The organism is Alkalilimnicola ehrlichii (assembly GCF_003399765.1).
GTDB lineage: Bacteria > Pseudomonadota > Gammaproteobacteria > Nitrococcales > AK92 > AK92.
The window spans coordinates 23,355-47,547 of the sequence record NZ_NFZV01000022.1 but is presented as its reverse complement, the minus strand read 5'-3'; the positions used below and the strand labels follow the sequence as shown (position 1 = coordinate 47,547).

The window sequence follows — 24,193 nt, the reverse complement described above, 5'->3', positions numbered from 1 at the left end:
GACCTCTTAAGGAGCGAGCACATGGCCGAGCGGAAGAAGGTTCTGATCACTTTCAAGCCGAAGGACCAACGTTCCGAGCAATCGAAGGACAAGCGAGAGATCGTTCAGGATGACGTCAAGGCGAGGCTGGAATTCGTCGATGTCGGGGCGCTTCAGCGTCGCGACCAGCTACCGACGGCGGTCCCGCCAGACCGGCTCGCGCTAGATATCAACGAGTATGCCGCGCCCATCGTAGCAGCGACGCTTACCGACGACGAGATCAACGCCCTCAAGGCCAACCAGAACGTAGCCGCGGTGGAAGAGGACGGGCTCTGCTACGCGATGCCGACGAGGTTAGAGGAGGCGCTGCACTATGAGGAGCAATCCGCCCAGGAAACGGAAACCGTCCCTTGGGGCATTTCCAGGGTCAAGGCGCCGCGGGCCTGGGAGTGCAGCCGGGGCAAAGCGGTTAAGGTGGCGGTACTGGATACCGGGATCGACGGCGATCACCCGGACCTAGCCGCCAACTACCGCGGCGGCGTCAGCCTGGTGACGGACGAAAGCCAGTCGATGGACTATAACGGCCACGGCACCCATTGCGCAGGCACGATCGCAGCGGCGCTGAATGGCGCCGGGGTGGTGGGCGTTGCACCCGCAGCCTACCTTTATGCGGTCAAGGTACTATCCCGCTCGGGCAGCGGGAACTGGAGCTACCTGATCGCTGGGCTCGAGTGGTGCATCAACAACGATATTCACATCGCCAATATGAGCCTGGGGGGAAGCTCCGCTCCGATGGCGCTGCGGGCGATGTGCGATCTCGCTTGGCAGCGAGGTGTCCTGCTGGTCGGGGCCGCGGGTAATAGCGCCGGCCCTGTGGAGTCTCCGGCGCGTTTCGACTCGGTGATCGCGGTGTCCGCCATCGACAGCGCCAACACGCTCGCAAGCTTCAGTTGTCGCGGCCCGGAGGTGGAGTTGTGCGCCCCAGGGGTAAACGTGCTCTCCACTCTGCCCGAGGGCCAGTATGGAACCTTGAGCGGGACTAGTATGGCTTGTCCTCACGTGGCCGGCGCGGCGGCCGTCGCCTTGGGAGCCCATCGCTATACGGACAACGTCACCCTCCGACGTTTACTTGCCTGGACCGCCGACAACCTGGGTGTCCCGGGGCGTGACGATCAATTCGGCTTTGGCAGGATCGACGCGGAACGAGCGGCCTGCGAGTTCGTAGTGCCGCCGCAGATTGACGGCATCCCCTGACAAGAGCGCGCGCCGGTGCACAGCCGCGCCCTACGAGGCGCGGACCTCGCCGTCGCGTTCGATACACCGGACTTCTTCAAGGGCGACCAGCTTACGGAGCACGGCCGCCGTGGCACGTCCGGATACCGCCGAGATGGATGCATAATCTCGCTCGATGTGAAAGCCGAGGTCCGTGAGAACAGAAGGGCGCGTACCCTTAGTCACGGTTACGATAACCGCAATCTCCCGGTCGGGCTCCGTGCGCTCAGCCTCCTCGACCATGGCTCTAAGAGTGTCATCGAGCTTTTCCATTCCACACCCCGTGACATTCCCCAGGATCAGTACCATTCAACTCTTTGATTATAGAGACAAAACACAGATTTTACAGAGTCTTCCCATGCTTGGCACCCCATTTCTTAGATGCAGATCAAGCGGCTAATCCACCGCGAGCGCACGGTCGAATGGGTGTCCGGTATCGCGCGGTATCGCGATGGGACAGTAACAGAATATTGTTATTCCGAACTAAAATATTCAGGCATATATTGGCGGCCTATAACCACAAAGTATGCCCCCCGAGAATTAGGGCTAACCAAGCGCAGCTCTACGCAGCCTTCGGCGGCCGGACGCTCGCAAGCTCGCGCTGGTGTGCGCGGCGTTAGCCGTCATGAAGGAGTTTCGGAAATGAATTATCCCATAGGTGGTTCATGTCAATGTGGCCAAGTTAGCTACAAGTTACATGAGCCGCCCATTGCTATTGCCGCCTGCCACTGCAAGCAGTGCCAAAAGCTATCGACAAGCGCTTTCAGCATCACCGCGATGGTTGACTCAAAAGCCATCGAGATCGAAGGCGAGTTGAAGGAGTGGAGTAGACTTGCGGACAGCGGAAATAAAACTGTTGCAAAACTTTGCCCTGTATGCAGCAACCACATCTACCACTTCAGCCCCAACCACCCAGACAAGATCATGCTCAAGCCATCTACACTCGACGATACAAGCATTGTTCATCCGACTATCCATGTTTGGGTGCAAGAGAAACAGGACTGGTATCAGATTCCAGAAGGAGCGACAGTCTTCGATACACAGCCGTAGACGGCCAACAATTCATTCAAGCCGCCACCGCTTTGCAGCGCGGTTTAATTCGAGCGTTACGTAACGCTCATAGGCCTAATAATCGGAGACGCAGAAGGTGGATGAGGTAAAGCAGCGTTATCTCTCAAGTCTGCCAGACTTGCCGCTATGGGTGGAGACGCGCACCTTGCTACAACGGGCGGATTCCAAGCTGCTTGAGAATCCGAGTCGGAGCGGCTTTGTAGTCTGGAGTGCGGACGGTTTGGGGCAGTGGTAGGCGAGCCGGAACCTCAGGCCCTCGCGGCGGCCGCCGGCGAGGTCACGGACCTGCTTGCCTTCGCGAACAACATTGACCGCGTGCGATCGCTCCTGCCGGAGTTTGTAGCGGAGCCTGCTACGGTCTTTAGCACACCCGAACACCTCCCCCCGGCTCCGCTCAAGCAATGCCGGGAGATCAGCCTGAGCGAGATTGCTGCACAGGATCATTTGCCGGCTGACCTAATGGCCGAGCTCTCCCGTGTTGCGGAAGATGGGGTGTCAGTTGTGGCGGCCTTTGACGGCGAACGCCCAGTGGCCTTCGCCTACGTTGCGGCAGAAACGGAATCGCTGTGGGACATTTCCATTGACACGGTTCAGAGCTATCGTCGCCAAGGGTACGCGGCGGCCGCCGTGCTTCATCTCATGCACCGTATGGAAAAGCGGGGCAAATCTGCCGTGTGGGGAGCGCTGGAAAGCAATCGAGCGTCAGCGAATTTGGCGCGCCGCTTGGGCTTTGTGGAAAACGACAAGCTATGGGTACTAACCCGAAGCGCCACCTAATTCCGGCATTAAATGCCAATGATCGCAAAACCCAGTGCTGAAGCAAGCTGACCCCAACACACCAACACACGCCGACTGGGCCGGGGAAGCTGCCGACCAGAGATCCGAAAGCGGCATGAATGGCTCCCCTACAAGCCAGAATCCCGAGCTATTACGGCGCTTGCTGCGCGCGAAGGACCGGATGGATGCCGCCCCGCACGAAGATTGGACCGTGCGGCAGTTAGCCTCTGTGAGCTGTGTTTCCGAGGCGCACTTCGCGCGATCATTCAAAGAGGCCTTCGGCGTTCCGCCGCATCGGTATCTACTCACGCGGCGCATTGAGCGGGCCGTAACGATGCTGCGCGACAGCGACCTACCCATCACCGAGATCGCCTTCCAAACAGGCTGGCGAAGCCTGGGCACATTCGGGCGCGTTTTTCGCGATATCACCGGCGAGAAGCCGAGCACAATCCGGGTACACGCACGGGCTGCGGCGCGCGACCTCGGCAGCGTACCCGCCTGCATTCTCAGCGCAGCGCAGCGCCCCGATCTGAGAACCTCAGTTTTGGAGAAGCGGCGCCGCCCGACTAGCGGTAAAAAAGAACCCTAACAGAGTGCTAACCAAAACGGGGGTCCAATGAATCAGGGTGTCCAGGTAGTCGGCGTGTATGTGCGAGATCAGGATGAAGCGCTCGCGTTCTATGTAGACAAACTCGGGTTCCGCGTCCACACGGACGTACGCAACGGCGATTATCGGTGGTTGACGGTACAATATCCTGACCAACCGTCGTTCCAGCTCGGTTTGTTCACACCGGGGCCGCCGCTGCACGATCCCGCGACGGCGCAGACGCTGCACGCAGTCGTGGCTAAAGGCGTAATGCCGCCGCTCGTACTGACCGTGGACGACTGCCGCGCGGCCTATGACCGGATGCACGCGCTGGGCGTGGAGTTCACGCAGGAGCCTGTGGATCGCTATGGCACTGTAGACGCCGGCTTTCGCGATCCATCGGGAAACGGGTGGAAGATGATTGAGGCACGCCGCTGAGGCGGTGGGGATACGAATGAACACTTCATTGAACAACGGGATTCGGCAAGCTCACCGCTGGCTGTCTATCGCCTTTACGTTGAGCGTCATCGCCAACTTTATCGCAAGGGCGCAAGGGGAACCTACCGCCTGGCTCACCTATGCGCCACTACTGCCGCTCGCGTTGCTCCTACTCAGCGGTCTGTACTTGTTCGTGCTCCCGTATCTCAATAAGTGGCGGACACGCAAAGCCCAACCAGCAGTTTAACCCGACAGCCCCGCCTCTGGCGGCGGCCGCAGGTTAACCCGGGCGCTGGGCCCCTCAAGTGGCGGAGTTTCCACGTTTAGACCCAGACGAGAACGGAAACCGGCACCTGCACGGAGGGCATGTGGAGGGGCACATGGTGGACATCCATCTGCCCCCGGTGGAATAAACAACCGGCCTACCGAATAAATGCCGCGACATGGCTTGTCAACGTGTAGAAGTATTGGCTAAATGGCAGTGGTGAGGCGACCAGAAGTTGGGTGGATATCCTGCCCCCGGTAGCAAAGCGCGGAATTATGACGCACGCGTTTTTTGCCCTCATAGCGCGCGCTATCTCATCACTGTTAGGCTCAATAAAGGAAGCGAAGTGCGAGCGATAATAACAAGTACACTGCCGGCTCCGGCCGAAAAAGCGTGGAGCCTAGTGAAGCAAAGCAACACGCTTCTGTACGTCACGAAGGGTTTTCTCGGGTTCTCGGGCTCCGACCGCTTTCCACGCGAGTGGCGCGAGGGGGCGACAGAGGAAACAAGGCTCTTGTTCTTCGGAGTGGTTCCTGGCTGGAGGCACCGACTCACATTCCAGGAGATTAGCGACGCGAAGCGAGAGCTTGCCACCTGCGAGGGGGGCGGCCTAGTTCCGATATGGAACCACCTAATCAAAGTTGAGGAGTTGGAAGGGCAAGCGTGTCGCTACACGGATGATGTGGAGATTCAGGCGGGCCCGCTCACACTTCTTGTCTGGCTCTACGCCAACGTCTTCTACCGTTACCGGCAGTGGCGATGGCGGTCACTGCTGAAGCGAAGCGCCTAACTTCACGACGACGTCGCCGTGAGCTAATGGCCAGCCATTCGCCTCAAGGGAGCGGTTTCGAACGACACCCACCACATTAGCGGAAGACAGGGTACAAAACTTCCGCATTTTGCCACGGCAAAGCGGGTTAACCGCCTAGCGTACGGTGATGTTGAGGTCAACCGCCGTGGCGGGGCTTAACTTAGGCATTAGCCTGTGATTGCGCCACCCATAAAGTGTGACACTGATTGGATGGCTGATGAGATGGACGCCTCCCCTTCACACGGCGTCATGATGCGCCAGACTTTTTGAGTAGAAACCAAAGTCAAAGAATACGTACGTTGCTCATTCACGGCACGGGCACAACAAAGCCGTGGTGGCAACTGGCCAACCAATGCGTCCGCATCGCCTGGGCCTTCCTGGCGCGGGAAGCCGCGTTCGACATGAATAAGGCCTTCGCCGCCTAAGCGGCAAGAACGACCACTAGCAGGAGCACCAACAGAACCACTTTACCCTGGGTTTTGCGGTTACCGATGAAGCAACCGGTCATCCGTGATAAGAACCTGAAAGCGAGGACACGTCGCCCACCGAGCACGTGTGGGTGTCTAGGCGGTCAGGGACCCGCTCTCATCACGGCGCGGGGCCAGCCAATGCCGCCCCATCCAGACGCCGGATAGTTGTCCGCAAACCCACTGCTTGATCGACGAACACCCTTGACCACGGGGAGGCGTCCATATATGTCCCCGAGTTACCCTAGTTCCGGCCATTGACTATACTTGACGGTGCTGAGCCTGAAACTGTCTGCGATAAGTCATCGGCGCGATTTTCAGGGTCCGGCGAAAGGCGCTCCTGAAGCTTTCCTGGGAACGGAAACCGCATGCTTCGGCAACGGCGTCCAGCGTCATATCGGTAGATTCCAACAAGAGCCTAGCCCTATAGGTCCGTTCCTTTGTCAACCAAGCCTTGGGCGTCAGGCCAGTAACTTCCACGAACCGGCGCAACAAGGTGCGCTCACTCATCGCTGCCCTACCGGCAAGATCCGAGACCGTGATCGGGGAATCCAGCCTCTCCCGTGCCCACTCCAGAACGTCGCTTAGGGCTCGTTCCGGACGAACAGCCACCGGCGCCCCGGTAAACTGCGCCTGCCCTCCTTCCCGATGAGGGGGCATAACTAACGTGCGCGCCACATGGTTGGCCACGGCCGCACCATGGTCTTGACGAATAACATGCAGACAGGTGTCGATTCCGGCCGTGCTACCGGCGGAAGTGATCACGTTCCCGTCATCCACATACAGGACATCCGGCTCAAGCGTGATGCGTGGAAAGCGTTCCCGAAAGGCTGGCGCGTAAGCCCAATGCGTGGTGGCCCTACGGTTATCCAGCAGCCCTGCTTCCGCGAGCACGAATGCTCCCGTACAAATTGAGAGAAACCGTGCTCCTCGCCGGCTGGCCTCTTGCAGCGCCAGCAACAAATCCTGCGGCGGCGCCTCCTGTGGATTTCGCCAGCCCGGTATGACGACCGTGTCCGCGTCATGCAGCCGCTCAAGACCAGCATCAGCCACCGCCGTCATGCCTCCCAGCACCTGCCAAGGACCGGGCTCTCCTGCTACCACGACGCAGTCATACCACTGCTTGAGTTCAGGCCTTGGCAGGGCAAACGCCTCCAGCGCAATGCCAAACTCGAACATGCACAAACGGTTATAGGCAACGATTGCCACTAAGGGCGATTGGGTGTCCGATGATGTACGCATTGGCGGAAATCTACCAGATATTGTCTTTTCCGCCAATTCCAGCACTAGCGAGAGCTGGGCAGTATGTATGCCAGACACAGCTGCAAAACGGAGAAGATCATGGACTCAAGACTGGTCTGGCTTGCTATTGGCGCGTTCGCCGTCGGCACGGAGGCTTTCGTACTCTCGGGCCTCCTGCCCCACGTAGCGGATGACCTTTTGGTCAACATTGCACAGGCAGGCTATTTGATTACCGTATTCGCCTTGACCTATGCCCTGCTCGGGCCCGTGGTGGCCACATTGACCGGAGATATGGAACGCCGTCGGCTGCTGCTCGCGGTGCTGATCGTGTTCGTGGCAGCGAACATTCTTGCTGCCGCCAGTCCGGGTTTCTACAGCCTCATGGCGGCACGCATATTACTTGCCGTCTGCTGTGCTCTGTATATGGCCGTAGCAAACTCGGTAGCGGTGTCGCTTGTCGAACCGGAACGTCGCGGCCGCGCCATCGCTATTGTGATGGGCGGCGTAACCATCGCCACGGCTGCCGGTGTACCGATCGGAACGCTGATTGCCAACTACGGCGGCTGGCGTTCGACATTCGCCGTCATCGCTGCGGTCGGCACGATTGCGACGATCGCGTTGTGGAAGAACCTACCAGGAGGCTTGCACGCTCCAAAGATCACCATGACCGAGCGCTTGAGCGTAGCAACCCAACCCCGAATCGTCGGCACGCTGCTCGTTACCATGCTGGTAATGATGGCCGGTTTTACGCTGATCACCTATATAGCTCCTTTCGCAACGGCCGCGATCGGCATCACGCAGGCCGGCATCCCCTGGGTCATGTTAACGTTCGGGATTGGTGCGGCATTTGGCAACATCATTGGCGGAATCGCCGCAGATCGGTTTGGCGCTGTCGTCACGATAAGCTGCGCTATCGCAGGAACCATAGTCACGTTGCTTCTACTGGCACTTACCGCCAAGCTAATGGCTTCCGGGCCTGGGACAACAGTGGTATTTCACGGACTCGTCTTCATTTGGAGCCTTGCTGGCTGGGCTACGGTACCCGCATTGTCCAGCCGCATTGCAGGCTTCGCACCAGAAGCGACAGCAGTGGGCCTTTCACTTAATGGCTCTGCCCTTTACCTGGGCGCAGCGCTGGGTTCGGCGACAGGCAGCCTAGTTTTGTCCTACGCGTCGATAGAGGTGCTTAGCCTTGCCGGCGCCAGTATCTCAGTGTGCGCATTGCTGGCTGCATTCTTTTTCGTTCGACTACATAAAGAAGCGCCCAGGGAAGCACTCAACTAACGGGTTTCCGGTTCCTTCGATGCGGCAAGGAAGCCATCAACACTTTCCAGAATCCCGTTTGAAGCGGAAACCAGCTCATAAGGGCTGGTTTTCCATCTCTGGAGTAGCTATAGATCCCCAGCTTCTGCAAGACACCCAAGGACCGTTTCTTTTGTCACCCAGTTGGCCGAAAGCGGCTGGCTGCTGCTAATAGAACGGGGCAGCCTGCGAGTCGATAGGTATCCGCTAGCTTATGCGCTAGTTCATGTGTCATCTGAGGCATCACCGCAGGTGCCGACACCGCAACAGCTGCACCAGCGCCGAAAGGGCGGCCGATTTCTGGTGTCTGCTCGGGTAATAAAGGTGGTAGCCAGACCACACCGGGCAAAACTGATCGAGGCACGTCTCCAGTCGCCCAGACGCCAGATGCTCGGCAACGTGCGGCTCGAACGCATAGGCCAAACCCAGGCCAGCCAGCGCAGCCTCGATCATCACCGGCGCGTCGTTGAAGGTGGCCGATCCCTTAACCGGGATCTCGACCGTTCGCGCGCCCTGCCGGAACATCCAGCGGAAGAGGTCGCCGTGGCTGGCAGTGCGGTAGTTGAGGCAATCGTGCGCTTCAAGATCCTCGAGCCGTTCAGGACGGCCTCGGCGGGCGTAGTAGGCCGGTGCGGCGACTATGGCTGCGCTGATGTCAGGGCCGACAGGCACGGCAACCATATCCTTCTCGAGATGAGTACCGAAGCGGATCCCCGCGTCGAACCCTCCCTTAACGATATCGGTGAACCGGTCGCTGACGTGGATATCCACCCGCACGCCGGGATAGCTCGCCAGGAATTCGGTCAGAGCCGGCACCAGGATCGCACGGGCGGGATACTCCATCGCTGTCAGTCGCAGAGTACCCGACGGCCGGTCGCGCTCCTGTCGAACATCCAACAGTCCGCTCTCGATCTGGCGCAGGGCAGGCGCGACCTGTTCGAGCAGGCGCTGCCCGGCCTCCGTTGGCCGGACGCTGCGCGTCGACCGTGCCAGCAACGGCACCCCCAGCCGCGCCTCCAGCGCGCTGACAGCCTGACTTAGACCGGACTGCGCACGCCCCATCCGCGCCGCCGCCCGAGTGAAGCTACCCGCCTCGACAATAGCTTGGAAGACGAGAAGATCGGCGATATCCCGGCGATCCATTAATCAGTTTTCGCGATAGACCTATTCATATAAATCACTCTCGCAGATAGCTGAGAGCTGTCCCATCCTGTGGTGGAACTCAACCACAGCCGGAGATCTGAAATGAGACGAATCCTTCTGACTTTACTCGGCCCCGTGGTCGCCGCCGTAATAGGCCTGCCTGGCGCGGCGGCGGCGACCGGCAACATCGTCCTCGTCCATGGCATGAACATGGACGGCGGCGCTTGGCGCGCGGTCTACGACCGGCTGACAAGCGACGGCTATCACGTCACGGCGGTTCAACTTCCTATGACGTCGATAGAGCACGATATTGCTGCCACACGCCGCGCGATCACCGCACAGGATGGCCCTGTTGTGCTTGTCGGCCACTCCTATGGCGGGACGGTGATCAGCCAGGCGGGCGTCGACCCGAACGTTAAAGCACAGGTATACGTCGCCGCCTTCCAACCCGAAGTTGGCGAAAGCCTTGCCTATCTCAACGCCTCGGTACCGGGCGATTTGCCTCAGGACGCAATTCAAGTGTTCGACGACGGCTACTACGTGGTGAAGCCTGACGCCTGGATCACCTACGTGGCGAATGGTTTGCCCGAGGCCGACGCACGATACACCGCGGAGTTTCAGACACCGGCAAACGCGTCCATCTTCGGCTACGAGGCCGAGACCGCCGCATGGCAGACACTCCCAGCCTGGGCGGCCATTGCGACGGCTGACCGCATCATCACACCGGAGCTTCAGCGGCAGATGTCCAAACGTTCTGGCGCCAAGTTGATCGAGATCGACGCCGGGCACTTGCTTCAGATATCACATCCTGACGAGGTCACCGCGCTTATCAAAGAGGCCGCCGCCGCAGCCAAATGAGATCGGCCAGCGGCGCCCGGTACGGGCGCCCGCTGGAACGAGTGGTTAGGCCCGGCGGCCATATACATTTGCCTGGGCAAGCCATTTCTCCCGTTTTTGTTGGCTTGAGCCCCTGATGGGGCCAAAGCTCGAAACGGCCACAGGTTTGATGCCGCTGAATTCGAGAATGGTGCGTTTCATTTGATTATGCCCCGGCATGCGATATACCCAGCGGAAATACCAAGGCGGCATGTCCATTGTAACGAGCAGGTGAGCTGAGCGGCCTGAAAGCAGGCGATCCCAGAACTGTGAATCTTTCCGGTACTTGAAGGCAAAGCCTGGCAAAAAATTCGATCAATGAAGCCTTTGAGCAAAGCAGGCATAGCACCCCACCAAATGGGATATACGAAAACGATATGCTGCGCCCAAGTGATTGCAGTTTGTCCAGCCACCAAATCGGGCTCAAGTTCCTGAATAGAGATGTAGCCCTTGTGGAGCACCGGGTCAAAAGACAGGTCACCAACGGAAATCAGTTGAACTTCATTACCGGCTGCCTTGGCTCCCTCAATGTAGGAGTTAGCGATGGCACCGCAGAAGCTGTCGTTATTGGGGTGGCCAAGGACTACAAGAATGCGTTTGCTCATGGTTGTGAATGCCTAATGCCCGGCTTTGGGGTGCGGAGCTTCGCGGGCACCCAATGCGCCAAGTGAACCGCCTTTTGCTACTCCGTGAGCCGAGGGCGGCTGGCTGGGTGTCCCATTGTTTCAGTGCAGGCCCTGCAGGGGCCGGAACGAGTTTGAGCGCATGGTTATGAGCCTTGGCCGAGCTGCACTCTTGCCTCTTGCCAGTGCTCCCAAGCAAACTCTGGATCTATATCGGGATAGCCTCTGGACTCTTCCATTTTCTGCTTCGCCGACAATGGGAGCATCATGCAAACCGCATTGTCTCGGATTTCAAGAACCTCGCTCTTGGTAAGGGGTGAGCCTTTCTCTCGTTCTTTGTTGAGCAACACAGCGACAAGAGCTGGTATTGGTGTTGGCACCAGTGGCTCATCCTGCTCTTTCTCGCTGCCCTTTTTCTTGAATAGGTTCTTAAACATCTAAGACTCTCACTTGCTCATAACGCTTTGCTCACCGGTAAATTGCGAGCGCAGCGAGTAACTTACCCGCGTGCAGCAACTTGTTAAATATTTACGTAAGATCACGAATCTTGCGCCCCAGTGCCTCGAATTGATCCTTTGTCATTCCAGTTAGCGTTGGCTTCTCCCAATCAAAGAACCTTTCGTCATGAACCGCCTCAAAAATGAGGCTATATATTGCCTCTAATTCCGATGTTGTAAACGCGCCTTCCCCGTACATACCTTCGTAAGTGTGTCGCAAGGACGAGACTAGCCCATCCACTATGGGAGATATCGTCGGCGTTGTAATGACAATGTCGCCTCTCGCTTCCAGTTCTCTGAGGTGGTTTTCGATCGAGATCTGAAGCTGATTCATAATCTGGTTACTCATGGATATTTAACGCCCTGGTTCAGTGGCAGTCTCGCCGAAGGCGAGGACGTCCCACTGCAATCTGTTGTTAGATACCTTAGTGGTCATGCCGGTCTTGAACGCAAGGAGCGGACAATACTTTGCGCGGCAACACCGAGAGCTTGGGTCACTGAAGCCAGAAGACGAGGATCGATATGGCTAGTGGCTTCAGCTTCATAAACATATCGCCAAGTCACAAATGGCTCATCACCTAACGAGACAAGAAGGCCTCGCAAGCCCGCCACGTCTACTGACTTTCCTGATTGTTGTGAATAGGCGTCCGCAATGGCCTGCTGCACAGTGGGATCTATGCGGTCGAAGAGCGAGGAATACGTATGGCCCCGTAGATTGACGCCTGCGGCCTTGAGCTCTTTGAATCTCTTGTCAGGGGACTGAGCCGCAATGAAGAACTTCAAGAGAAGCTCAATGGCAAAGCTCCTACACATTATTGCTGGTCCGGCAAAGTCCGCATTGCCGGTACTCTCTATTGACCTCCAGGCGGATTCAGCTGCTTGGTTGTACGCATTCGCCATATTGAAAAGAGCGCTGTATAAGGTTCTCGGTTTGGCCGTAGCCAGAACTTGCTCAGCAAGCTCACGGGGCGCAGTCATAAGCAACACCTTATGAGTGGCACACACGCTCCGCTTCAGCCGCGGGCGTTAGCCCGTCGGCTGCAAGCGGATGTTGGGCTCAGCCACCCGAAACGGATGGTTCGGATGCTCAGCTACAAAGCGCTCAACCTCTTTGAACCGAGCTGGCAACTTCGGCGCCCCGGGATAGCTACGGTAACTGAAGAACCTGAGCCCATGCGCAAAGAGCGCCTGAACCTTCATCCATTGCTCTTTGTCCTTCATCGGCGGAGCTTTAAACGAGCGCCCCATAACGTGAAGCTCACCTGCACACGATGGGCACTTTGCCTTGCCTTCCTCGCGCGGATGAACCTTGAAACTCTTGCGGCACGTAAAGCACGCATGGGCTACGAGGTAGCTCTCCGCAGCCGCCACCGGACGCTTCGGCGGCGACGGCTCGCGGTACCCTTCGGCGCGGCGAAGTGCCATGCGGCGGTATTTTTCTTCGTTACCTACCATTGCTCACCTTCCGCCCAACTGGTCTTGTTGCACTTCTAAGTTGAAGTCACGTTTTCTTCTGACTTCTCATCACCGAGTACGCCTGAGAACTGACAGCTCAGATGCTGCTCCCGTAAGCGAGGAGTCGCTTGGTCAGCCCATGCTTTCAGGTGATGCAGCATCTCTTCTCCAAGGGCCTAACGCCAATGATAAGCGGCGGCCCGGCAGGGGCGTCCGGTGTAGGCCGCCAGGCCGGAACGAACTTAATCGACTTATTATAAACTACCCGAACAGTGCCACGTTGATCGTAGGCCTAGCGTATACACGGGCACCATAAGGTATTGTTTGCTCCCCGTCATAGCGCGACCCGAAACACTTTGACGCAGCAAACTCCAAATACTCGCCAGTAGAGTCGAGCTTGCGAGCTATACCAGGGCAATCGATAATCCGCATGGAGAAAATTGGCTTTTCAATGCCTAATGATCGCATTTCAAACCAGACATCAGCGTCATATTGGTAGATAGTGACAGTAAGCTCAATTCCATGCCTTTGAACTACGTACCTATGCCAAATGCCGTCGCCCTCCACTTCCGGAATTACCTCAAGCACGGTTAATACATCTGTCTCATCCCAGACCAGCACAGGATCTCCTTGGGTTATAACAGTGATTAGACAGCGCGCCCTATGATGCCAAAAACCGCGCGCTTCATGATTCCGGACGGCTGGCTGGGTGTCCTGCTGCTATCTGATGGCTTAATCGGTACGCATCGGCGAATCGGCATCGAGACTGTGCATTATCGGCCCCATCATCGTCATGCTTCTCTAGCATCTTTATTCTTGTCGCAGCACCCGCTTATGGTGCCATGACTCGCTCGGTGAGAGTAATAGGCGTCGACTGGCGTAAAGCGGCCAAGCCGATCTCCTTGCCTGTTATTTTGCTCCCGCTGCTCCTTCAGTTGCCTCCTCCATTCTGCTAGTGTCCCTTAACAAAAGTTCGCACCCCGACGAGTCCGCACGCCGGGCGTGGCAGCAGCTGCCGAGAAGATCGAGAACAGTCGATGACAAGGAGCGCGAGCGCAGCACCGCTGACGGCCGCCACCGCCTTTGCTGCGCAGCCCGTTAAACGCTCACGTTATTTAGAAGGAACAGAAATAAGAATGAGCATAGGAGCCAACAAACCAGAATGGAATTGGGCGGATCAGATTAGCGTTTACCAATTCTGGGGCCTGCTGGGCTTTCTCCTCTTCGCGCTGATTGCGATGAGGATGCAGTACCTTCTTCCCGTGGACGTAGGCCTACGCAACTCCTCGTCGGCGTTGTTGTCACTGCAAAGCGCTTACTCCTTACTTTATTTCGGCAGCGGCATCGGCCTGTTAGCCGGGTGGCTCGCGACCCGGTCGCAACCATTATGGGGCTTGGCCACCCTCGGAGGTGTACAAGTGATTTCCGCGTCCACTCTAGGAGTAGTCAGCCACGAATCGGTGCTGTTGCTAGGGGTAAGCTTCTTCTGCCTAGGCCTTGCCGGCACAGCGATACTTCTCGCCGTACCGGCTATCCTAGCCGGTGGGCGCGCCGGCACCGAGGCATTCGCCATACTTTTCGGGATTGCCTTGTTTATTCAACAAGTCCCAACCCCCAGCATCAGCCGGGCGCTATTGGATAGCATCGACTCGATATCCGCCCCTGACGACGCCCTCCTCGCCTATTGGACAGCAACAGTAGCCGCCCTGGGCTTGCTCTTTCTCATTCCCGTCAAACGGACCTTATTCGATGAAGCACCACCGCAACGCCATACGGCCTTAATTCCCCAGCACCGTCATCCGATCGCCGTTGCCTTGCTGTGCCTAGTACCGTTCTATGCTTTCTATTGGCTGTACCGGGTTCACGGAGAAGCGACCAGCGTCGCCGCGCCGGCCAAAATCCCCGCCCCTTGGGCGGCAACCCTGGCAGCGCTGTTCGTTCCCTTCGCTGCGGCAGTATTGCTAGTCAAACTGTTCGAAACGCTACGCGAAACCCGGCAAGCGCAGGGGCAACCACCGGCAATAAAAACGGGAGTCATGTGCGCCTTGGCGATCCTGCTGTTTCCAGTTGGGGCTGCTGTGGTGCAGTGGATAATCAATAATGCCGTTTTGGATAAGGCGGACGTGCCCCCCGGAGAACCTCAAGGCGCGTTGTCCTAAGGCCGCCTCCTCGAGCTTCGCGGGACACCCAATGCGCTAAGCGAACCGCCTTTGTCACTCAGCGAGCCGTGGGCGGTTGGCTGGGTGTCCTGCTGCTGTCGTCATCGCCATCAGGGTTCCTTCGAGCGCCCAACGCGTCGCCTTGAGCGCGGAATGGCATCATCGTTTTCAAATCGAGCATTGCAACTGCTAGCGAATGCGGGTATGTTAACTTCCGTTCGCTACCGATTCTTTCGCGATCCCTTCTCGGTTTCGAGGCTTCCCGCCTCGCCTTTCTCGGATTTCCCAAGAACAACTGGTCTCGATCATGCGGGTCTATCCGGCCGCCTGCCCATGCATGGGGTTTCCAGGCCAGCCGAGTACGCCCTGATTGCTCAGCGGCGCATCGATTCAACGAAATGCCGCCTTACTTTTACGAGTTTGATTATCTATATGACCTCTATTTACGTCGGCAACCTTCCTTTCACTGCCACCGAAGAAGAAGTTCGCGACATGTTCGCGGTTCATGGCCAAGTCGACGAAGTTCGTCTGATGACGGATCGCGAAACGGGCCGTGCACGGGGCTTCGGTTTTGTGAAAATGGCTGCTGACGCTGCGCAGGCGGCCATTCGCAGCCTCAACGGCAAGAACCTCGGCGGCCGCGATCTCCGCGTCAACGAAGCGGAAGAGCGCAAGCCGTCCGCCTCGCGCTGGTAAGCACGAGGTAGACCTGGGCGCTTTGCGCTAACGACGCGTTTCGCCCAGATACCAAAAAGCCCGGCAGTCGCGATGCGACGTCGGGCTTTTTTTCGCTCGTCAGATGCCTCCAGAACGAGCGAGCCGCCCCACTACTCCCCCGAATATCAGCAGCCGGAAGTAAAATTTTCTCGTACTCTGAGACGAAGAGGTTCTACATAAAGAAGTCCCACTGTCATTGGCTCTTCGGGGGCTCTCCGGGGTCGGACCTGCAGAACCCTTTGATTCTTCGGATCAATCACCGGTTTGCCGGGACCTTTTTCGTGCTTAGCGCCCCGTTTATGGGGCAGAAATCAGGCGGCTAAGCGCGGACTGCGCTCGCCCTTGAGAAACAATTGATCCCCCAAAAGGGAGCCGCTAAGCGCTGAAAAGCGCGCATCTTCGGGGTTATTCTCTTTTTTGTTCAGCAGCCTACGTAGGTCGACCCCTCCCCCCCGCTGGTTTGGAGCGGCAGCGGAAAGCCGGTCGACTGAGGCCTCTGGTTAGCTGGTAAGTTCCGTTACTGCAACTGATTTACAGATTACAAAACAAGTGTCAAAGACCAACGCCTTGTAGCCGCCTTCTGGTGTGAAAGATGCCACAAATTTCGTCTCAAGCAACCCCGCAACTGCTGACTGGTAAGCGTCTAAAACAGATCGCGGCCCCTGAGCCAATTGCCCATGGGTACCTTTGCAAAACTCGATAAACTGGCCTGCATGATAAGTGTTTGCGTAGTCAGTTAATGGACGCCAGCCACCGAAGACTTTTTCGTGTGCCTCCCAGACTCTACCTAGAATTTCATAACGGTTAGCAGGCTCTGACGAATAATAGAGATAGCCATGAGTCTCGTTATGGTTCCACAGCAACGGGTGCTGGGCAGTAAACAATACCCCACCAGAGAATGTAGGTTGAATATCACTTTCTTTAACGTCGAAGCATTGGATTTGGAATACTCTAGACGAGGAAAATCCGTTCCAGTCGTCACACAGAAAATAGATAACGATACCCTCTGAGTCCTCGACAGAAGTGATACGACCATTAAGGTCTTCATATACTTTTTCTGAAAGGGTTTCGATATTCATAATACTACAGCTAATGCCCGCGTTCGCAAAAGAGCTAACGCGCAAAAGGGGACAGATTTATTTACTCGCCCGTCAAGCCGTCGACCTCATACCAAGCGATGACGGGAGAATGAGAATAATAAATCTGTCCTCTTTTCCGTACATTCTGCATGGTGAAGTTCCGCCAACTCAGTAATGAACTCCTTCTTATTAGCCAGAGGAACGATTTCCACAGTCTTTGCCTCTTAACGCCCGCAGTATGCGCGGCTTTGGAATGAAGGCGAAGCCGCAATGGAAAAGGCGTCGCCGTGCCTGCGATTGTTATGCATTTGCCGCAATTACGGTTGTGTTGAACCCTTCATCAGATGTGGGGGCAACAAAGTACTTTGTAACAAGCTCAAACATCTCTTCCGTATCTGTTGCCGCTCTCTGCGGCTGCTCTATCCGCCTTTTTGCGATTTGCCCCAAGCAAATCTCATTTGGCTGGTCGATGTAAATTAGCTCGTGAGGAGCCTGGATCTAAGAAAAAATGCTTTTAAACCACTCTCTTTGCGGAATTGTATTTGCAGGAAAGTTCATTACCACATTAGTTCCTGCTGCCAAGATCGACTGAGCCAGCTTCTTCATTTGAGGCTTGAGTCGACCAGCATATTTTACGTAATCTTCCAGTGTCTTAATGCTATCTGGATAAACTGACGTAAGCCACTCGTCTTCAGAAAGCAGTACGGCGTTTCGCTCATGGGAAACTTCAAGAGACTTTGTAGTTTTACCTGCCCCCATTTTTCCACAGAAAATGTCAATACTCCTTTATTCATTTCTTACCTCGTATTGCATAACGCTGCGGTTCAGCGGCGGGCCGCGCAGCGGACCGTCCGTTGCAACCGGTTGTTAGCCGTCCAGACTTCCCACGCTGAGACGATTCGCGAGTCTCCGCACATAGTCCGGATGTCCAGGGTTACGTGTCTCAAGAACCTGCAGGGCAAGCAGTGCCCGTGCTTCGTCCTTTCGACCATGTTCGGCCAGAATGATCGCCATCACGATCCGTGGCGGACCGCCTGCCCCCATGTTCTCAGATCGGTCTTGCCATTCAGCCAGGATCTTCTCCCGGCTTGAGTAGCGATTGAGGAACGGGAGTCCCACCTGGTCGAGGCGACGCCGGACGTCCGCGATCACTGCATCTTCAGCCCGCGCGTGCCACCAGATGTCCTGCTTTTCGCCGGAGGCTTCATCGAGACGCGCACGTATGCAGCAGTGGTACTCCTGAACCCAGGACTTCGCTTCGCCGCCACCATGATGCCTGGCAACTTCGGGAACGTAGACTCCGAGATTGACGGTGAAGAGTCCATGCAGGTTTTCCCGGAGGCCTGGGATGTAAGTAGTTCCCGGAGGATCCGACGCTCCCATCTGAATGCTGACGACCTGGGTGAGGCCGTCCTCCGTAACACGGTTGAATGTTCGCGCACGGACCTTGAAGCCTTCGGCCTTCAACACCGGACGCAGGGCGCTCTGGATCTCGTCGACGGCCTCTGCGTATTTCGATCTCGGCATTGCGCTCACTCAGGACGGCTAACAGTGAGTAGACAGCGCGCGCTATGATGGCAAAAACCGCGCTTCATGATTCCGCGCTTTGGCTGCCACAACGCCCTGCCTATATTGATGATTACCAGTACCTTAGCGAACTTCTGCATTCGACATCATGCCTCAAGCAATGCAGCCCACGCTTATTTCTTAGTTTCCTCCCGCAAGCGCTCCAATTCCTGCTCGCACAGCGCTTGGGTCACGTCCAGCAGACGCTGCACTTTGGGCGCTAAGTAATCAAGGTCTGCTTGAGTGACATTGAAGTCGAGATGGTAACGGGCGGCGATGTAAGCGTTGTCGAGCAGCTTGAACATATCCCGCTCCTGCTTCGTTGCGTGCGGGAAGATCTCTTTAAACACGGGGCCGTGTTCGGCCGCGTCGAGGGCGAGATAGCGCAGCAGATGCTCGTGCGGACAGTACAGGGTATGGACCAGGAGAATGCACTTATAAGCAGACTCGGTAGCCTGGTTAAGATAGAAGGCTGCTTTTCTTAAGCTGTTGCGGTTAGCAGCGTTTTCGTAATCAACAAAAAATTCAGAGGCGGCTTCAAACCACAGCTGAAAGTATTCCTGTGCAATCCGCTGGCGATCTTTCGCCGGTAGGTCTTCCGGCTCGGTCAGCGGGCCGATGTTGCTGCCCAACAACACGCGCCCCTCACGCTTGATGTCGAGGAAAAAATACCGACCTTCCCGCAGGCTTTGATTGACGTGGCTGAGGCGGTGGACGATGGGCCGGACAGACGCCGAGAAGTGCTGCGCATTGCACAGCTCATAAAGCTGCTGTTCCAGCTCCCCGTCCGATTCGGTGGTGTTATCCGATACCGCCACCAAAATATCGTAATCCGAGGCATGCCCGGACCAGCGCTGCGGCGCCAGGTCTTTCTCTTCTTTGTAATCGCCCCGCGCATAGCTGCCGTAGAGAATCACTAGTTCCGGCTTGACCGCCTCGTCAATCAGGCCGGTGATCTGCTCTAGTTCCTGCTGTTTCTCAGCCGGCAAGTGGCTTAGCGACGTGCGCATGTCCTTATGGTCCAAGCGGTTATATTCCAGCGGCGGCATACCCTCGCCCTCAGCGTTTTTCGTGGTATGGGGGAAGTATCTGGTAATAGTGCCATAGGCGAGGGGGAAGGCACAGAGCCCAAGGCAAACGTGGCAAGTTGTAAGGTTTTGATTTCAGAGTTTCGCGGGCACCCAATGCACTAAGTGAATCGCCTTTGTCACTCCGTGAGCCGAGGGCAGCTGGCTGGGTGTCCCATTGCTATTTCGCATACGCTTGCTTGTCTGCCGCCAGGCCAGCCCAAAGTGAATTTCATCATAGGGGTATCACGCTCACGCGTCGGACGTGATCGCCCCCACTGCGCGTTCTCTCTCAGGAGCTTGGTCATGGTTTCCCGAAAACAGTCGGCCGCAGGCCCAGAGCGCCTTTTGAGGAGGGTGCACCGTCGCCTGAAGAGTGCGTGGATCGTGGTGACGGGTTTCGCTCCAGACCTGCTGAGTCGGCCCGCGGACGCGCTGCTCCGGTGGTTGCGGTCAGGTATGGAGCTTCGGTTTCGCCGAGCCGCACGGGATCAAGGGGGTGGGACTCCGGCGGAGCGCGAGGCTCGGTATCGCCAGCTGGTAGAAACCTCCGGCGCCGTTATCTGGTCGATCGACACCGCCGGGCGGATTACCTTCGTCAACCAAGCGGTCCAGTCGGTGTATGGCTATACGCCGGAAGAAATGATCGGGCGCGACTTCACGTTTCTGCAACTACCGGAGGAGCGCGGGCGCTTCCAGAGCGGCATACAGCGCCCGCATAAGGAGTGGAGATCCTTCCACCTCGAGCTGGTGCAGCGTCGCAAGGACGCAGTCTCGTGACCGTCAGTAGCAGCGGTGGCCCGCTCTACGACGCCCGCGGCAGGCTGATCGGCGCGATGGGCATCAATACCGACATCACGGCCTATAAGCAGACACTGGGGGAGTTGGATCGCGAGCGCGAGCGTGCCCAGGTGACCCTTGAGTCCATAGCCGACGGAGTTGTCACCACCGACATGCGTGGCTGCGTTACCTACCTGAATCCGGCTGCGGAGGCGCTGTGCGGGTGGCAGCGTATGGAGGCTGCCGGCCGGCCGGTGGACGAAGTGGTGCCTCTGCGCGACGAAGTGAGCCAACAGCGGCTGGAGAACCCCGTGCATCAGCTACGCCGTGGCGGCGGAGGGGGTACGCAGCCCCTGGAAGTTGTGCTGCTACAGCCAAGCGCCGAAGCGCGCTCTGTGGAGCTGCGGGCCACGGCCCTGCGCTCGGCTGCGGGCAGGCTGATCGGCTCCGTGTTGGTGCTGCACGACGTCACTACAACTCGTGCCCTCGCCAAGCAACTCAGTTATCAGGCCGTGCACGATCCGCTCACCGGTCTACCCAACCGGGCGCTCCTGCACGATCGTATCCTGCAGGCCGTGACTACTGCAGAGCGCCATGGCCACCGGCTGGCACTCCTGTATCTGGACCTGGACAGGTTCAAGCACATTAACGACACGCTGGGACATCCGGTGGGAGACAAGCTGCTGGCGCAAGTTGCCCGGCGGCTGCTCGGCTGTGTCCGCCCCACCGATACGGTCAGCCGGCAAGGTGGCGACGAGTTCGCCATCCTGTTGACGGAGGAAGAATCACTGGAGGCGGTCGCGAACCTCGCTGCGCAGATCGTGCAGCGGATCGCGGCACCTTATCGGGTGGTTGCGCACGAGCTGCATATCTCCACCAGCATGGGTATCAGCGTCTTCCCGGAGGACGGACGCGATCCGGAAGAGCTTGTCCGCCACGCGGACATTGCGATGTACCACGCCAAGCAGGCCGGCCGCGACAACTTTCAGTTCTTCATCCCGGAGATGAACCAGCGGGCGATGGAGCGGCTGCACCTGGAGCACGATCTTCGCCGGGCCCTGGAGCGGCAAGAGCTGATGCTGCAGTTCCAGCCCCAGGTCAGTCTGAAGTCGAGATTGGTGGTCGGCGCCGAGGCGCTGCTGCGTTGGCGCCACGGCGCGCAGGGAATGATTCCGCCAGACCGATTTATCCCGGTTGCGGAGGACAGCGGACTGATCCTCGAGATCGGCGACTGGGTTCTCGCCGAGGCTTGCCGGCAGACGCAGGCCTGGCGCTTGGCGGGGCTGCCAGAACTGCGCATTGCGGTAAACGTCTCGGCGGCCCAGTTTCGGCGCCCGACTATCATCCGCAGCATCCGCAAGGCCTTGGAAGCCAGCGGCTTGCCGCCGCGTCTGCTGGAGCTGGAGCTGACCGAGAGCATGGTAATGACCGAAGCCGCGGCGCTGACGCGGCTGAACGAGCTCAGGGCGTTGGGGATACGCCTGTCGATCGACGACTTCGGTACGGGGTATTCGTCCCTGAGTTATCTCAAGCAGCTGCCGGTGGATGATCTCAAGATAGATCAAGCCTTTGTACGGGATATAAGCAGCGATCCGAATGACGCCGCTATCGTTCAGGCGATCATTCGGATGGGGCACACCCTGCACCTGTCCATCGTAGCCGAGGGCGTCGAGAGTCAGGAGGCCCTGGAATTTCTCGCCGAGAATGACTGCGACAGCGTGCAGGGCTACTACTTGAGCCGCCCTCTGGAGGGAGCGGATTTCGAACGCTTCGTCGTTACCCGCGGCCGCTGAGGTGCCGCGCTGGAGGCGGTCATGGTACTCGCAAAAGGGACCGCAAAAGGGGACAGATTTATTTACTCGCCCGTCAAGCCGCCGACCTCATACCAAGCGATGACGGGAGAATGAGAATAATAAATCTGTCCCCTTTTCCCCCATAACAAACACCTCACGACTTCCGTGACGCCGCATGCTTCATGCTCATGTAGACGCCGCCTTGCTCGAGCTCGTCCAGCATCTGTTTGAGGCGCTTGTCTTTTGTCTCCTGGCGTTTGGCTCGGTTGATCCAGCCGAGATAGTCGTTGCGTTGGTACGCAGGGCGCTGCTGGTATTCCTCCCACAGGCCACGCTCTTCGAGAGCTGCGCTGACAAAATCTGGCATTGGCTGAGTCTGCCTCTTCAGGTTCGACAGATCATCATTCATAGCAGTCATCCTTTCTCCGCCCAAGGACACAGCTCACCTGCCGGCGGGGCTCGGTGGGCTACGAATCTGGAAAGCCGTTGTGCCCAGCCGGTCAGGTGCAGCGCCTGGTTCGGCGTGACCAGCTACCTACTCTCAAGAACAAAACGCGGGACACATGAGCGCTCACTTCCCATCCGCTCTCGATACACTCGTCCCATCGCATGACATACGCATTCAGTAATGCCACATTGGCATTTCCTGGTGTGCATCGGATCGGTATGGCCGCAGTCTTGGCACGTCAGCTTCGACAACACCTTATCGAGTGCCCGTTCTTCTTTACAGAGCCGAGAGGTGACTTTGTCAAAATGCATCTGGTCGCCGGCCGCTTCCATCAACGTGGCGTAAGTAAGATCTTGAAAGAGCAGGTAAGCCTTCTTCCTGAACTCCAGTGCGTGCTCATACTCGCCGAGTTCGTTCCAGGTGAACGCGAGCAAACAGGCTGTTTGAACAGCCTTCTGATAGTAAGAAACTTGATTGCTAAGCGACCCGAAAAAGCGGGCCATCTCGTTGTTGCCAGCCGTCTCGAACCGCTTCATGGCGAGTTCAATGAGCGTACAGGCCGAGCGACGGTCAGCAACAGGGTTCTTACTGTTCTTGGCGCGCCGAAGCACATTCCGAGCTACTTCAAGTTCTTGGTCGCCGATCTTCTCTAGAGTTAGTTCCAGCTTGCCGTCAATGAAGTGTACGACAAGTTGGCCGCCTTCGTAGGCTAGCTTAACTTTATCGAGGACCATCAAAAACCCTTGCAAATCGATAGGTTACCTCCAATCGGCAGTCGAGCTTCGCGGGACACCCAATGCGCTAAGTGAACCGCCTTTGCCACTCAGTGAGCCGAGGGCGGCTAGCTGGGTGTCACATTGTTAACACCATGAATCTGGCTGACGGTTACGATCCACTCGCCCGGTAACGTTAGACAACAAAATGGTCGAATTGGTCGGGAGCATCGGCTTCGCAACCGGGTCAACGAGGTGGGGCTACCCGACCGGGCTGCGAACGATTGGAAATGCTAACAAAGAGCAACTCAGTCATCGTTACAGCCTCCATGCCGGTCTACATTAACGTCGCTCAGATAAACCCCCGCCTCCTCCGCAACCCGCTGGACGCGTTCAGGTTTCCGCCGAAACAGTGCTGTAACAGAATCGATTAACGCCTGCCCCTGTACGCCATCAACATCCCGCAGCTGAGAGAGTAAGGCGTCTAGAGCGACATCATCGCCAATTGCTAACTCTGCGAGATAACGCTCAGGCGGCGCTTGAAGCCCCAGCGGATACCCCGCCTGCTCGTGCCGACGCCGCAAAGTCCCGGCTAGATCGTCATCTGCTGTGTAAATGGCCAAAAAGCGCTCGGTAGCGCCCGTTTCTTGCGTTAAACGCGCTAACGCATACGTGGCGCAAAGCCGATCGATAGGATCGGCCGAATTTTCCGCATAGCCTGTAAGCGAAGCCAAAGCATCGTCAGAGGCGTCTAGCTCGGCAAGAACGACACACGCCGTATAACGCTCGGTAGGTTGAGAAGCCGTGAGGTGATTCGCGATACTCGCCGACAATGAGGCAGGCTCTTTAGCGGTGGCTTGAACACCAAGCGATAAACCTAAAACTAGGGCCAACGCCCCCGCTGTAATACGACGTTTCCCTTGCACTCACTTATCCTTCCGTTCTTTTCAGTTGGCAAATGCGGCTGGAAACTCCCGTAAACGCACAAACCTTATGGGTGCCTCTGCGCGCCGCTCAGGCCGATTTCGGCAAGCAGCTCTCGCTCTCAGCGCCCGTACGACACGAAC

General features: G+C 57.5%; 30 protein-coding genes and 1 pseudogene. 15 read left to right on the top strand and 16 right to left on the bottom strand.

The genetic code is table 11. From position 1 onward, the window contains the following. The first annotated feature begins 21 nt into the window (after positions 1–21). Positions 22–1,233: a S8 family peptidase gene (locus CAI21_RS17505; RefSeq protein ID WP_116303473.1), complete on the top strand. Its 1,212-nt coding sequence runs from the start codon at positions 22–24 to the stop codon at positions 1,231–1,233. Between the two features lie 30 nt (positions 1,234–1,263). On the opposite strand, the gene CAI21_RS17500 is transcribed toward CAI21_RS17505, so the two are convergent. Further along, positions 1,264–1,524, bottom strand: coding sequence for a hypothetical protein (locus tag CAI21_RS17500; protein ID WP_147305160.1), 261 nt, complete (start codon positions 1,522–1,524; stop codon positions 1,264–1,266). A gap of 369 nt (positions 1,525–1,893) precedes the next feature. Between CAI21_RS17500 and CAI21_RS17495 the strand changes: the two genes are divergently transcribed. The 8 genes from CAI21_RS17495 to CAI21_RS25195 all read left to right on the top strand — a co-directional run bounded on the left by CAI21_RS17495 (position 1,894) and on the right by CAI21_RS25195 (position 5,624). Next, positions 1,894–2,301, top strand: a complete 408-nt coding sequence (locus CAI21_RS17495; protein ID WP_116303471.1) for a GFA family protein — start codon at positions 1,894–1,896, stop codon at positions 2,299–2,301. Positions 2,302–2,398: 97 nt separating this feature from the next. After that, on the top strand, positions 2,399–2,557 hold the full coding sequence (locus CAI21_RS23315; protein ID WP_181919501.1) for a hypothetical protein: 159 nt from the start codon (positions 2,399–2,401) through the stop codon (positions 2,555–2,557). Then, the gene (locus CAI21_RS17490; RefSeq protein WP_116303470.1) at positions 2,551–3,099 is read left to right on the top strand and encodes a GNAT family N-acetyltransferase; all 549 of its coding nucleotides are present in this window, start codon (positions 2,551–2,553) and stop codon (positions 3,097–3,099) included. The genes CAI21_RS23315 and CAI21_RS17490 overlap by 7 nt, the downstream gene beginning before the upstream one ends. 34 nt (positions 3,100–3,133) lie before the next feature. Beyond that, positions 3,134–3,688 (top strand): helix-turn-helix domain-containing protein, encoded by a 555-nt coding sequence (locus CAI21_RS17485; RefSeq protein ID WP_220348677.1) that lies wholly within the window; start codon positions 3,134–3,136, stop codon positions 3,686–3,688. Positions 3,689–3,715: 27 nt separating this feature from the next. Continuing rightward, positions 3,716–4,123, top strand: a complete 408-nt coding sequence (locus tag CAI21_RS17480; protein WP_116303468.1) for a VOC family protein — start codon at positions 3,716–3,718, stop codon at positions 4,121–4,123. Between the two features lie 16 nt (positions 4,124–4,139). Then, complete coding sequence (locus CAI21_RS17475) at positions 4,140–4,370, top strand: hypothetical protein (RefSeq protein WP_116303467.1); 231 nt, start codon at positions 4,140–4,142, stop codon at positions 4,368–4,370. Positions 4,371–4,791: 421 nt separating this feature from the next. Next, complete coding sequence (locus tag CAI21_RS17470; protein ID WP_220348675.1) at positions 4,792–5,178, top strand: hypothetical protein; 387 nt, start codon at positions 4,792–4,794, stop codon at positions 5,176–5,178. A 320-nt stretch (positions 5,179–5,498) separates the two neighbouring features. Beyond that, positions 5,499–5,624, top strand: coding sequence for a hypothetical protein (locus CAI21_RS25195; protein ID WP_258868201.1), 126 nt, complete (start codon positions 5,499–5,501; stop codon positions 5,622–5,624). 303 nt (positions 5,625–5,927) lie between these two features. On the opposite strand, the gene ftrA is transcribed toward CAI21_RS25195, so the two are convergent. Beyond that, the gene (ftrA, locus tag CAI21_RS17465; protein WP_116303465.1) at positions 5,928–6,908 is read right to left on the bottom strand and encodes a transcriptional regulator FtrA; all 981 of its coding nucleotides are present in this window, start codon (positions 6,906–6,908) and stop codon (positions 5,928–5,930) included. 63 nt (positions 6,909–6,971) lie between these two features. Here ftrA and CAI21_RS17460 point away from each other — a divergent pair, with 63 nt between their 5' ends. After that, on the top strand, positions 6,972–8,192 hold the full coding sequence (locus tag CAI21_RS17460) for an MFS transporter (protein WP_116303464.1): 1,221 nt from the start codon (positions 6,972–6,974) through the stop codon (positions 8,190–8,192). Between the two features lie 261 nt (positions 8,193–8,453). Here CAI21_RS17460 and CAI21_RS17455 read toward each other — a convergent pair whose 3' ends face one another. After that, positions 8,454–9,353, bottom strand: a complete 900-nt coding sequence (locus CAI21_RS17455) for a LysR family transcriptional regulator (protein ID WP_116303463.1) — start codon at positions 9,351–9,353, stop codon at positions 8,454–8,456. A 102-nt stretch (positions 9,354–9,455) separates the two neighbouring features. On the opposite strand from CAI21_RS17455, the gene CAI21_RS17450 reads away from it, so the two are divergent. Continuing rightward, on the top strand, positions 9,456–10,211 hold the full coding sequence (locus CAI21_RS17450; protein WP_116303462.1) for an alpha/beta fold hydrolase: 756 nt from the start codon (positions 9,456–9,458) through the stop codon (positions 10,209–10,211). 45 nt (positions 10,212–10,256) lie between these two features. Here CAI21_RS17450 and CAI21_RS17445 read toward each other — a convergent pair. The 6 genes and pseudogenes from CAI21_RS17445 to CAI21_RS17420 form a co-directional block, all read right to left on the bottom strand. Further along, positions 10,257–10,834, bottom strand: a pseudogene (locus CAI21_RS17445) (NAD(P)H-dependent oxidoreductase). A gap of 164 nt (positions 10,835–10,998) precedes the next feature. Then, positions 10,999–11,289, bottom strand: coding sequence for a hypothetical protein (locus CAI21_RS17440; protein WP_220348671.1), 291 nt, complete (start codon positions 11,287–11,289; stop codon positions 10,999–11,001). A gap of 91 nt (positions 11,290–11,380) precedes the next feature. After that, positions 11,381–11,698 carry a hypothetical protein gene (locus CAI21_RS17435; protein WP_116303461.1) on the bottom strand — a complete coding sequence of 106 codons (318 nt, stop codon included), beginning with the start codon at positions 11,696–11,698 and terminating at the stop codon, positions 11,381–11,383. A gap of 83 nt (positions 11,699–11,781) precedes the next feature. Further along, positions 11,782–12,327 carry a hypothetical protein gene (locus CAI21_RS17430; protein WP_116303460.1) on the bottom strand — a complete coding sequence of 182 codons (546 nt, stop codon included), beginning with the start codon at positions 12,325–12,327 and terminating at the stop codon, positions 11,782–11,784. Between the two features lie 48 nt (positions 12,328–12,375). Next, complete coding sequence (locus tag CAI21_RS23310; RefSeq protein WP_181919499.1) at positions 12,376–12,804, bottom strand: hypothetical protein; 429 nt, start codon at positions 12,802–12,804, stop codon at positions 12,376–12,378. Between the two features lie 261 nt (positions 12,805–13,065). Beyond that, positions 13,066–13,425 carry a Ypar14, super integron cassette gene (locus CAI21_RS17420; protein ID WP_116303459.1) on the bottom strand — a complete coding sequence of 120 codons (360 nt, stop codon included), beginning with the start codon at positions 13,423–13,425 and terminating at the stop codon, positions 13,066–13,068. Positions 13,426–13,940: 515 nt separating this feature from the next. Here CAI21_RS17420 and CAI21_RS17410 point away from each other — a divergent pair. Together CAI21_RS17410 and CAI21_RS25190 are read left to right on the top strand one after the other, a co-directional pair. Beyond that, positions 13,941–14,963: a hypothetical protein gene (locus CAI21_RS17410; protein ID WP_116303457.1), complete on the top strand. Its 1,023-nt coding sequence runs from the start codon at positions 13,941–13,943 to the stop codon at positions 14,961–14,963. Positions 14,964–15,116: 153 nt separating this feature from the next. Then, positions 15,117–15,659 carry an RNA recognition motif domain-containing protein gene (locus tag CAI21_RS25190; RefSeq protein WP_258868986.1) on the top strand — a complete coding sequence of 181 codons (543 nt, stop codon included), beginning with the start codon at positions 15,117–15,119 and terminating at the stop codon, positions 15,657–15,659. 521 nt (positions 15,660–16,180) lie between these two features. Here CAI21_RS25190 and CAI21_RS17400 read toward each other — a convergent pair. The 4 genes from CAI21_RS17400 to CAI21_RS17385 form a co-directional block, all read right to left on the bottom strand. Continuing rightward, the gene (locus CAI21_RS17400; RefSeq protein WP_116303456.1) at positions 16,181–16,759 is read right to left on the bottom strand and encodes a hypothetical protein; all 579 of its coding nucleotides are present in this window, start codon (positions 16,757–16,759) and stop codon (positions 16,181–16,183) included. Positions 16,760–17,257: 498 nt separating this feature from the next. Beyond that, positions 17,258–17,533, bottom strand: a complete 276-nt coding sequence (locus CAI21_RS26115) for a P-loop nucleotide/nucleoside kinase family protein (protein WP_258868206.1) — start codon at positions 17,531–17,533, stop codon at positions 17,258–17,260. Between the two features lie 93 nt (positions 17,534–17,626). Further along, complete coding sequence (locus CAI21_RS17390; RefSeq protein WP_116303455.1) at positions 17,627–18,286, bottom strand: DUF4304 domain-containing protein; 660 nt, start codon at positions 18,284–18,286, stop codon at positions 17,627–17,629. A gap of 173 nt (positions 18,287–18,459) precedes the next feature. Continuing rightward, on the bottom strand, positions 18,460–19,374 hold the full coding sequence (locus CAI21_RS17385; protein ID WP_116303454.1) for a HEPN domain-containing protein: 915 nt from the start codon (positions 19,372–19,374) through the stop codon (positions 18,460–18,462). Positions 19,375–19,698: 324 nt separating this feature from the next. Here CAI21_RS17385 and CAI21_RS17380 point away from each other — a divergent pair, with 324 nt between their 5' ends. Continuing rightward, a complete protein-coding gene (locus tag CAI21_RS17380) occupies positions 19,699–20,172 on the top strand; it encodes a PAS domain-containing protein (protein WP_116303453.1) in 474 nt (157 codons plus the stop codon). 131 nt (positions 20,173–20,303) lie between these two features. Continuing rightward, positions 20,304–21,965: a putative bifunctional diguanylate cyclase/phosphodiesterase gene (locus CAI21_RS17375; protein ID WP_181919498.1), complete on the top strand. Its 1,662-nt coding sequence runs from the start codon at positions 20,304–20,306 to the stop codon at positions 21,963–21,965. A gap of 154 nt (positions 21,966–22,119) precedes the next feature. Here CAI21_RS17375 and CAI21_RS17370 read toward each other — a convergent pair whose 3' ends face one another. From CAI21_RS17370 to CAI21_RS17360, 3 genes are all read right to left on the bottom strand, one after another. Then, on the bottom strand, positions 22,120–22,374 hold the full coding sequence (locus tag CAI21_RS17370; RefSeq protein WP_116303451.1) for a YdeI/OmpD-associated family protein: 255 nt from the start codon (positions 22,372–22,374) through the stop codon (positions 22,120–22,122). A 122-nt stretch (positions 22,375–22,496) separates the two neighbouring features. Next, a complete protein-coding gene (locus tag CAI21_RS17365) occupies positions 22,497–23,147 on the bottom strand; it encodes a hypothetical protein (RefSeq protein WP_116303450.1) in 651 nt (216 codons plus the stop codon). 287 nt (positions 23,148–23,434) lie between these two features. Continuing rightward, on the bottom strand, positions 23,435–24,052 hold the full coding sequence (locus CAI21_RS17360) for a hypothetical protein (RefSeq protein ID WP_116303449.1): 618 nt from the start codon (positions 24,050–24,052) through the stop codon (positions 23,435–23,437). Positions 24,053–24,193: the final 141 nt, after the last annotated feature.

Coding starts and splice junctions, on each gene's coding strand:
- CAI21_RS17400 (WP_116303456.1), bottom strand. CDS start 16,759: ATGAATATCGAAACCCTTTCAGAAAAAGTATATGAAGACCTTAATGGT.
- CAI21_RS17505 (WP_116303473.1), top strand. CDS start 22: ATGGCCGAGCGGAAGAAGGTTCTGATCACTTTCAAGCCGAAGGACCAA.
- ftrA (WP_116303465.1), bottom strand. CDS start 6,908: ATGCGTACATCATCGGACACCCAATCGCCCTTAGTGGCAATCGTTGCC.
- CAI21_RS17385 (WP_116303454.1), bottom strand. CDS start 19,374: ATGCCGCCGCTGGAATATAACCGCTTGGACCATAAGGACATGCGCACG.
- CAI21_RS17460 (WP_116303464.1), top strand. CDS start 6,972: ATGTATGCCAGACACAGCTGCAAAACGGAGAAGATCATGGACTCAAGA.
- CAI21_RS17455 (WP_116303463.1), bottom strand. CDS start 9,353: ATGGATCGCCGGGATATCGCCGATCTTCTCGTCTTCCAAGCTATTGTC.
- CAI21_RS17410 (WP_116303457.1), top strand. CDS start 13,941: ATGAGCATAGGAGCCAACAAACCAGAATGGAATTGGGCGGATCAGATT.
- CAI21_RS17440 (WP_220348671.1), bottom strand. CDS start 11,289: ATGTTTAAGAACCTATTCAAGAAAAAGGGCAGCGAGAAAGAGCAGGAT.
- CAI21_RS23310 (WP_181919499.1), bottom strand. CDS start 12,804: ATGGTAGGTAACGAAGAAAAATACCGCCGCATGGCACTTCGCCGCGCC.
- CAI21_RS17380 (WP_116303453.1), top strand. CDS start 19,699: ATGGTTTCCCGAAAACAGTCGGCCGCAGGCCCAGAGCGCCTTTTGAGG.
- CAI21_RS17390 (WP_116303455.1), bottom strand. CDS start 18,286: ATGCCGAGATCGAAATACGCAGAGGCCGTCGACGAGATCCAGAGCGCC.
- CAI21_RS17435 (WP_116303461.1), bottom strand. CDS start 11,698: ATGAGTAACCAGATTATGAATCAGCTTCAGATCTCGATCGAAAACCAC.
- CAI21_RS17495 (WP_116303471.1), top strand. CDS start 1,894: ATGAATTATCCCATAGGTGGTTCATGTCAATGTGGCCAAGTTAGCTAC.
- CAI21_RS25190 (WP_258868986.1), top strand. CDS start 15,117: ATGGCATCATCGTTTTCAAATCGAGCATTGCAACTGCTAGCGAATGCG.
- CAI21_RS17365 (WP_116303450.1), bottom strand. CDS start 23,147: ATGGTCCTCGATAAAGTTAAGCTAGCCTACGAAGGCGGCCAACTTGTC.
- CAI21_RS17430 (WP_116303460.1), bottom strand. CDS start 12,327: ATGACTGCGCCCCGTGAGCTTGCTGAGCAAGTTCTGGCTACGGCCAAA.
- CAI21_RS17500 (WP_147305160.1), bottom strand. CDS start 1,524: ATGGAAAAGCTCGATGACACTCTTAGAGCCATGGTCGAGGAGGCTGAG.
- CAI21_RS17450 (WP_116303462.1), top strand. CDS start 9,456: ATGAGACGAATCCTTCTGACTTTACTCGGCCCCGTGGTCGCCGCCGTA.
- CAI21_RS17370 (WP_116303451.1), bottom strand. CDS start 22,374: ATGAATGATGATCTGTCGAACCTGAAGAGGCAGACTCAGCCAATGCCA.
- CAI21_RS17480 (WP_116303468.1), top strand. CDS start 3,716: ATGAATCAGGGTGTCCAGGTAGTCGGCGTGTATGTGCGAGATCAGGAT.
- CAI21_RS17475 (WP_116303467.1), top strand. CDS start 4,140: ATGAACACTTCATTGAACAACGGGATTCGGCAAGCTCACCGCTGGCTG.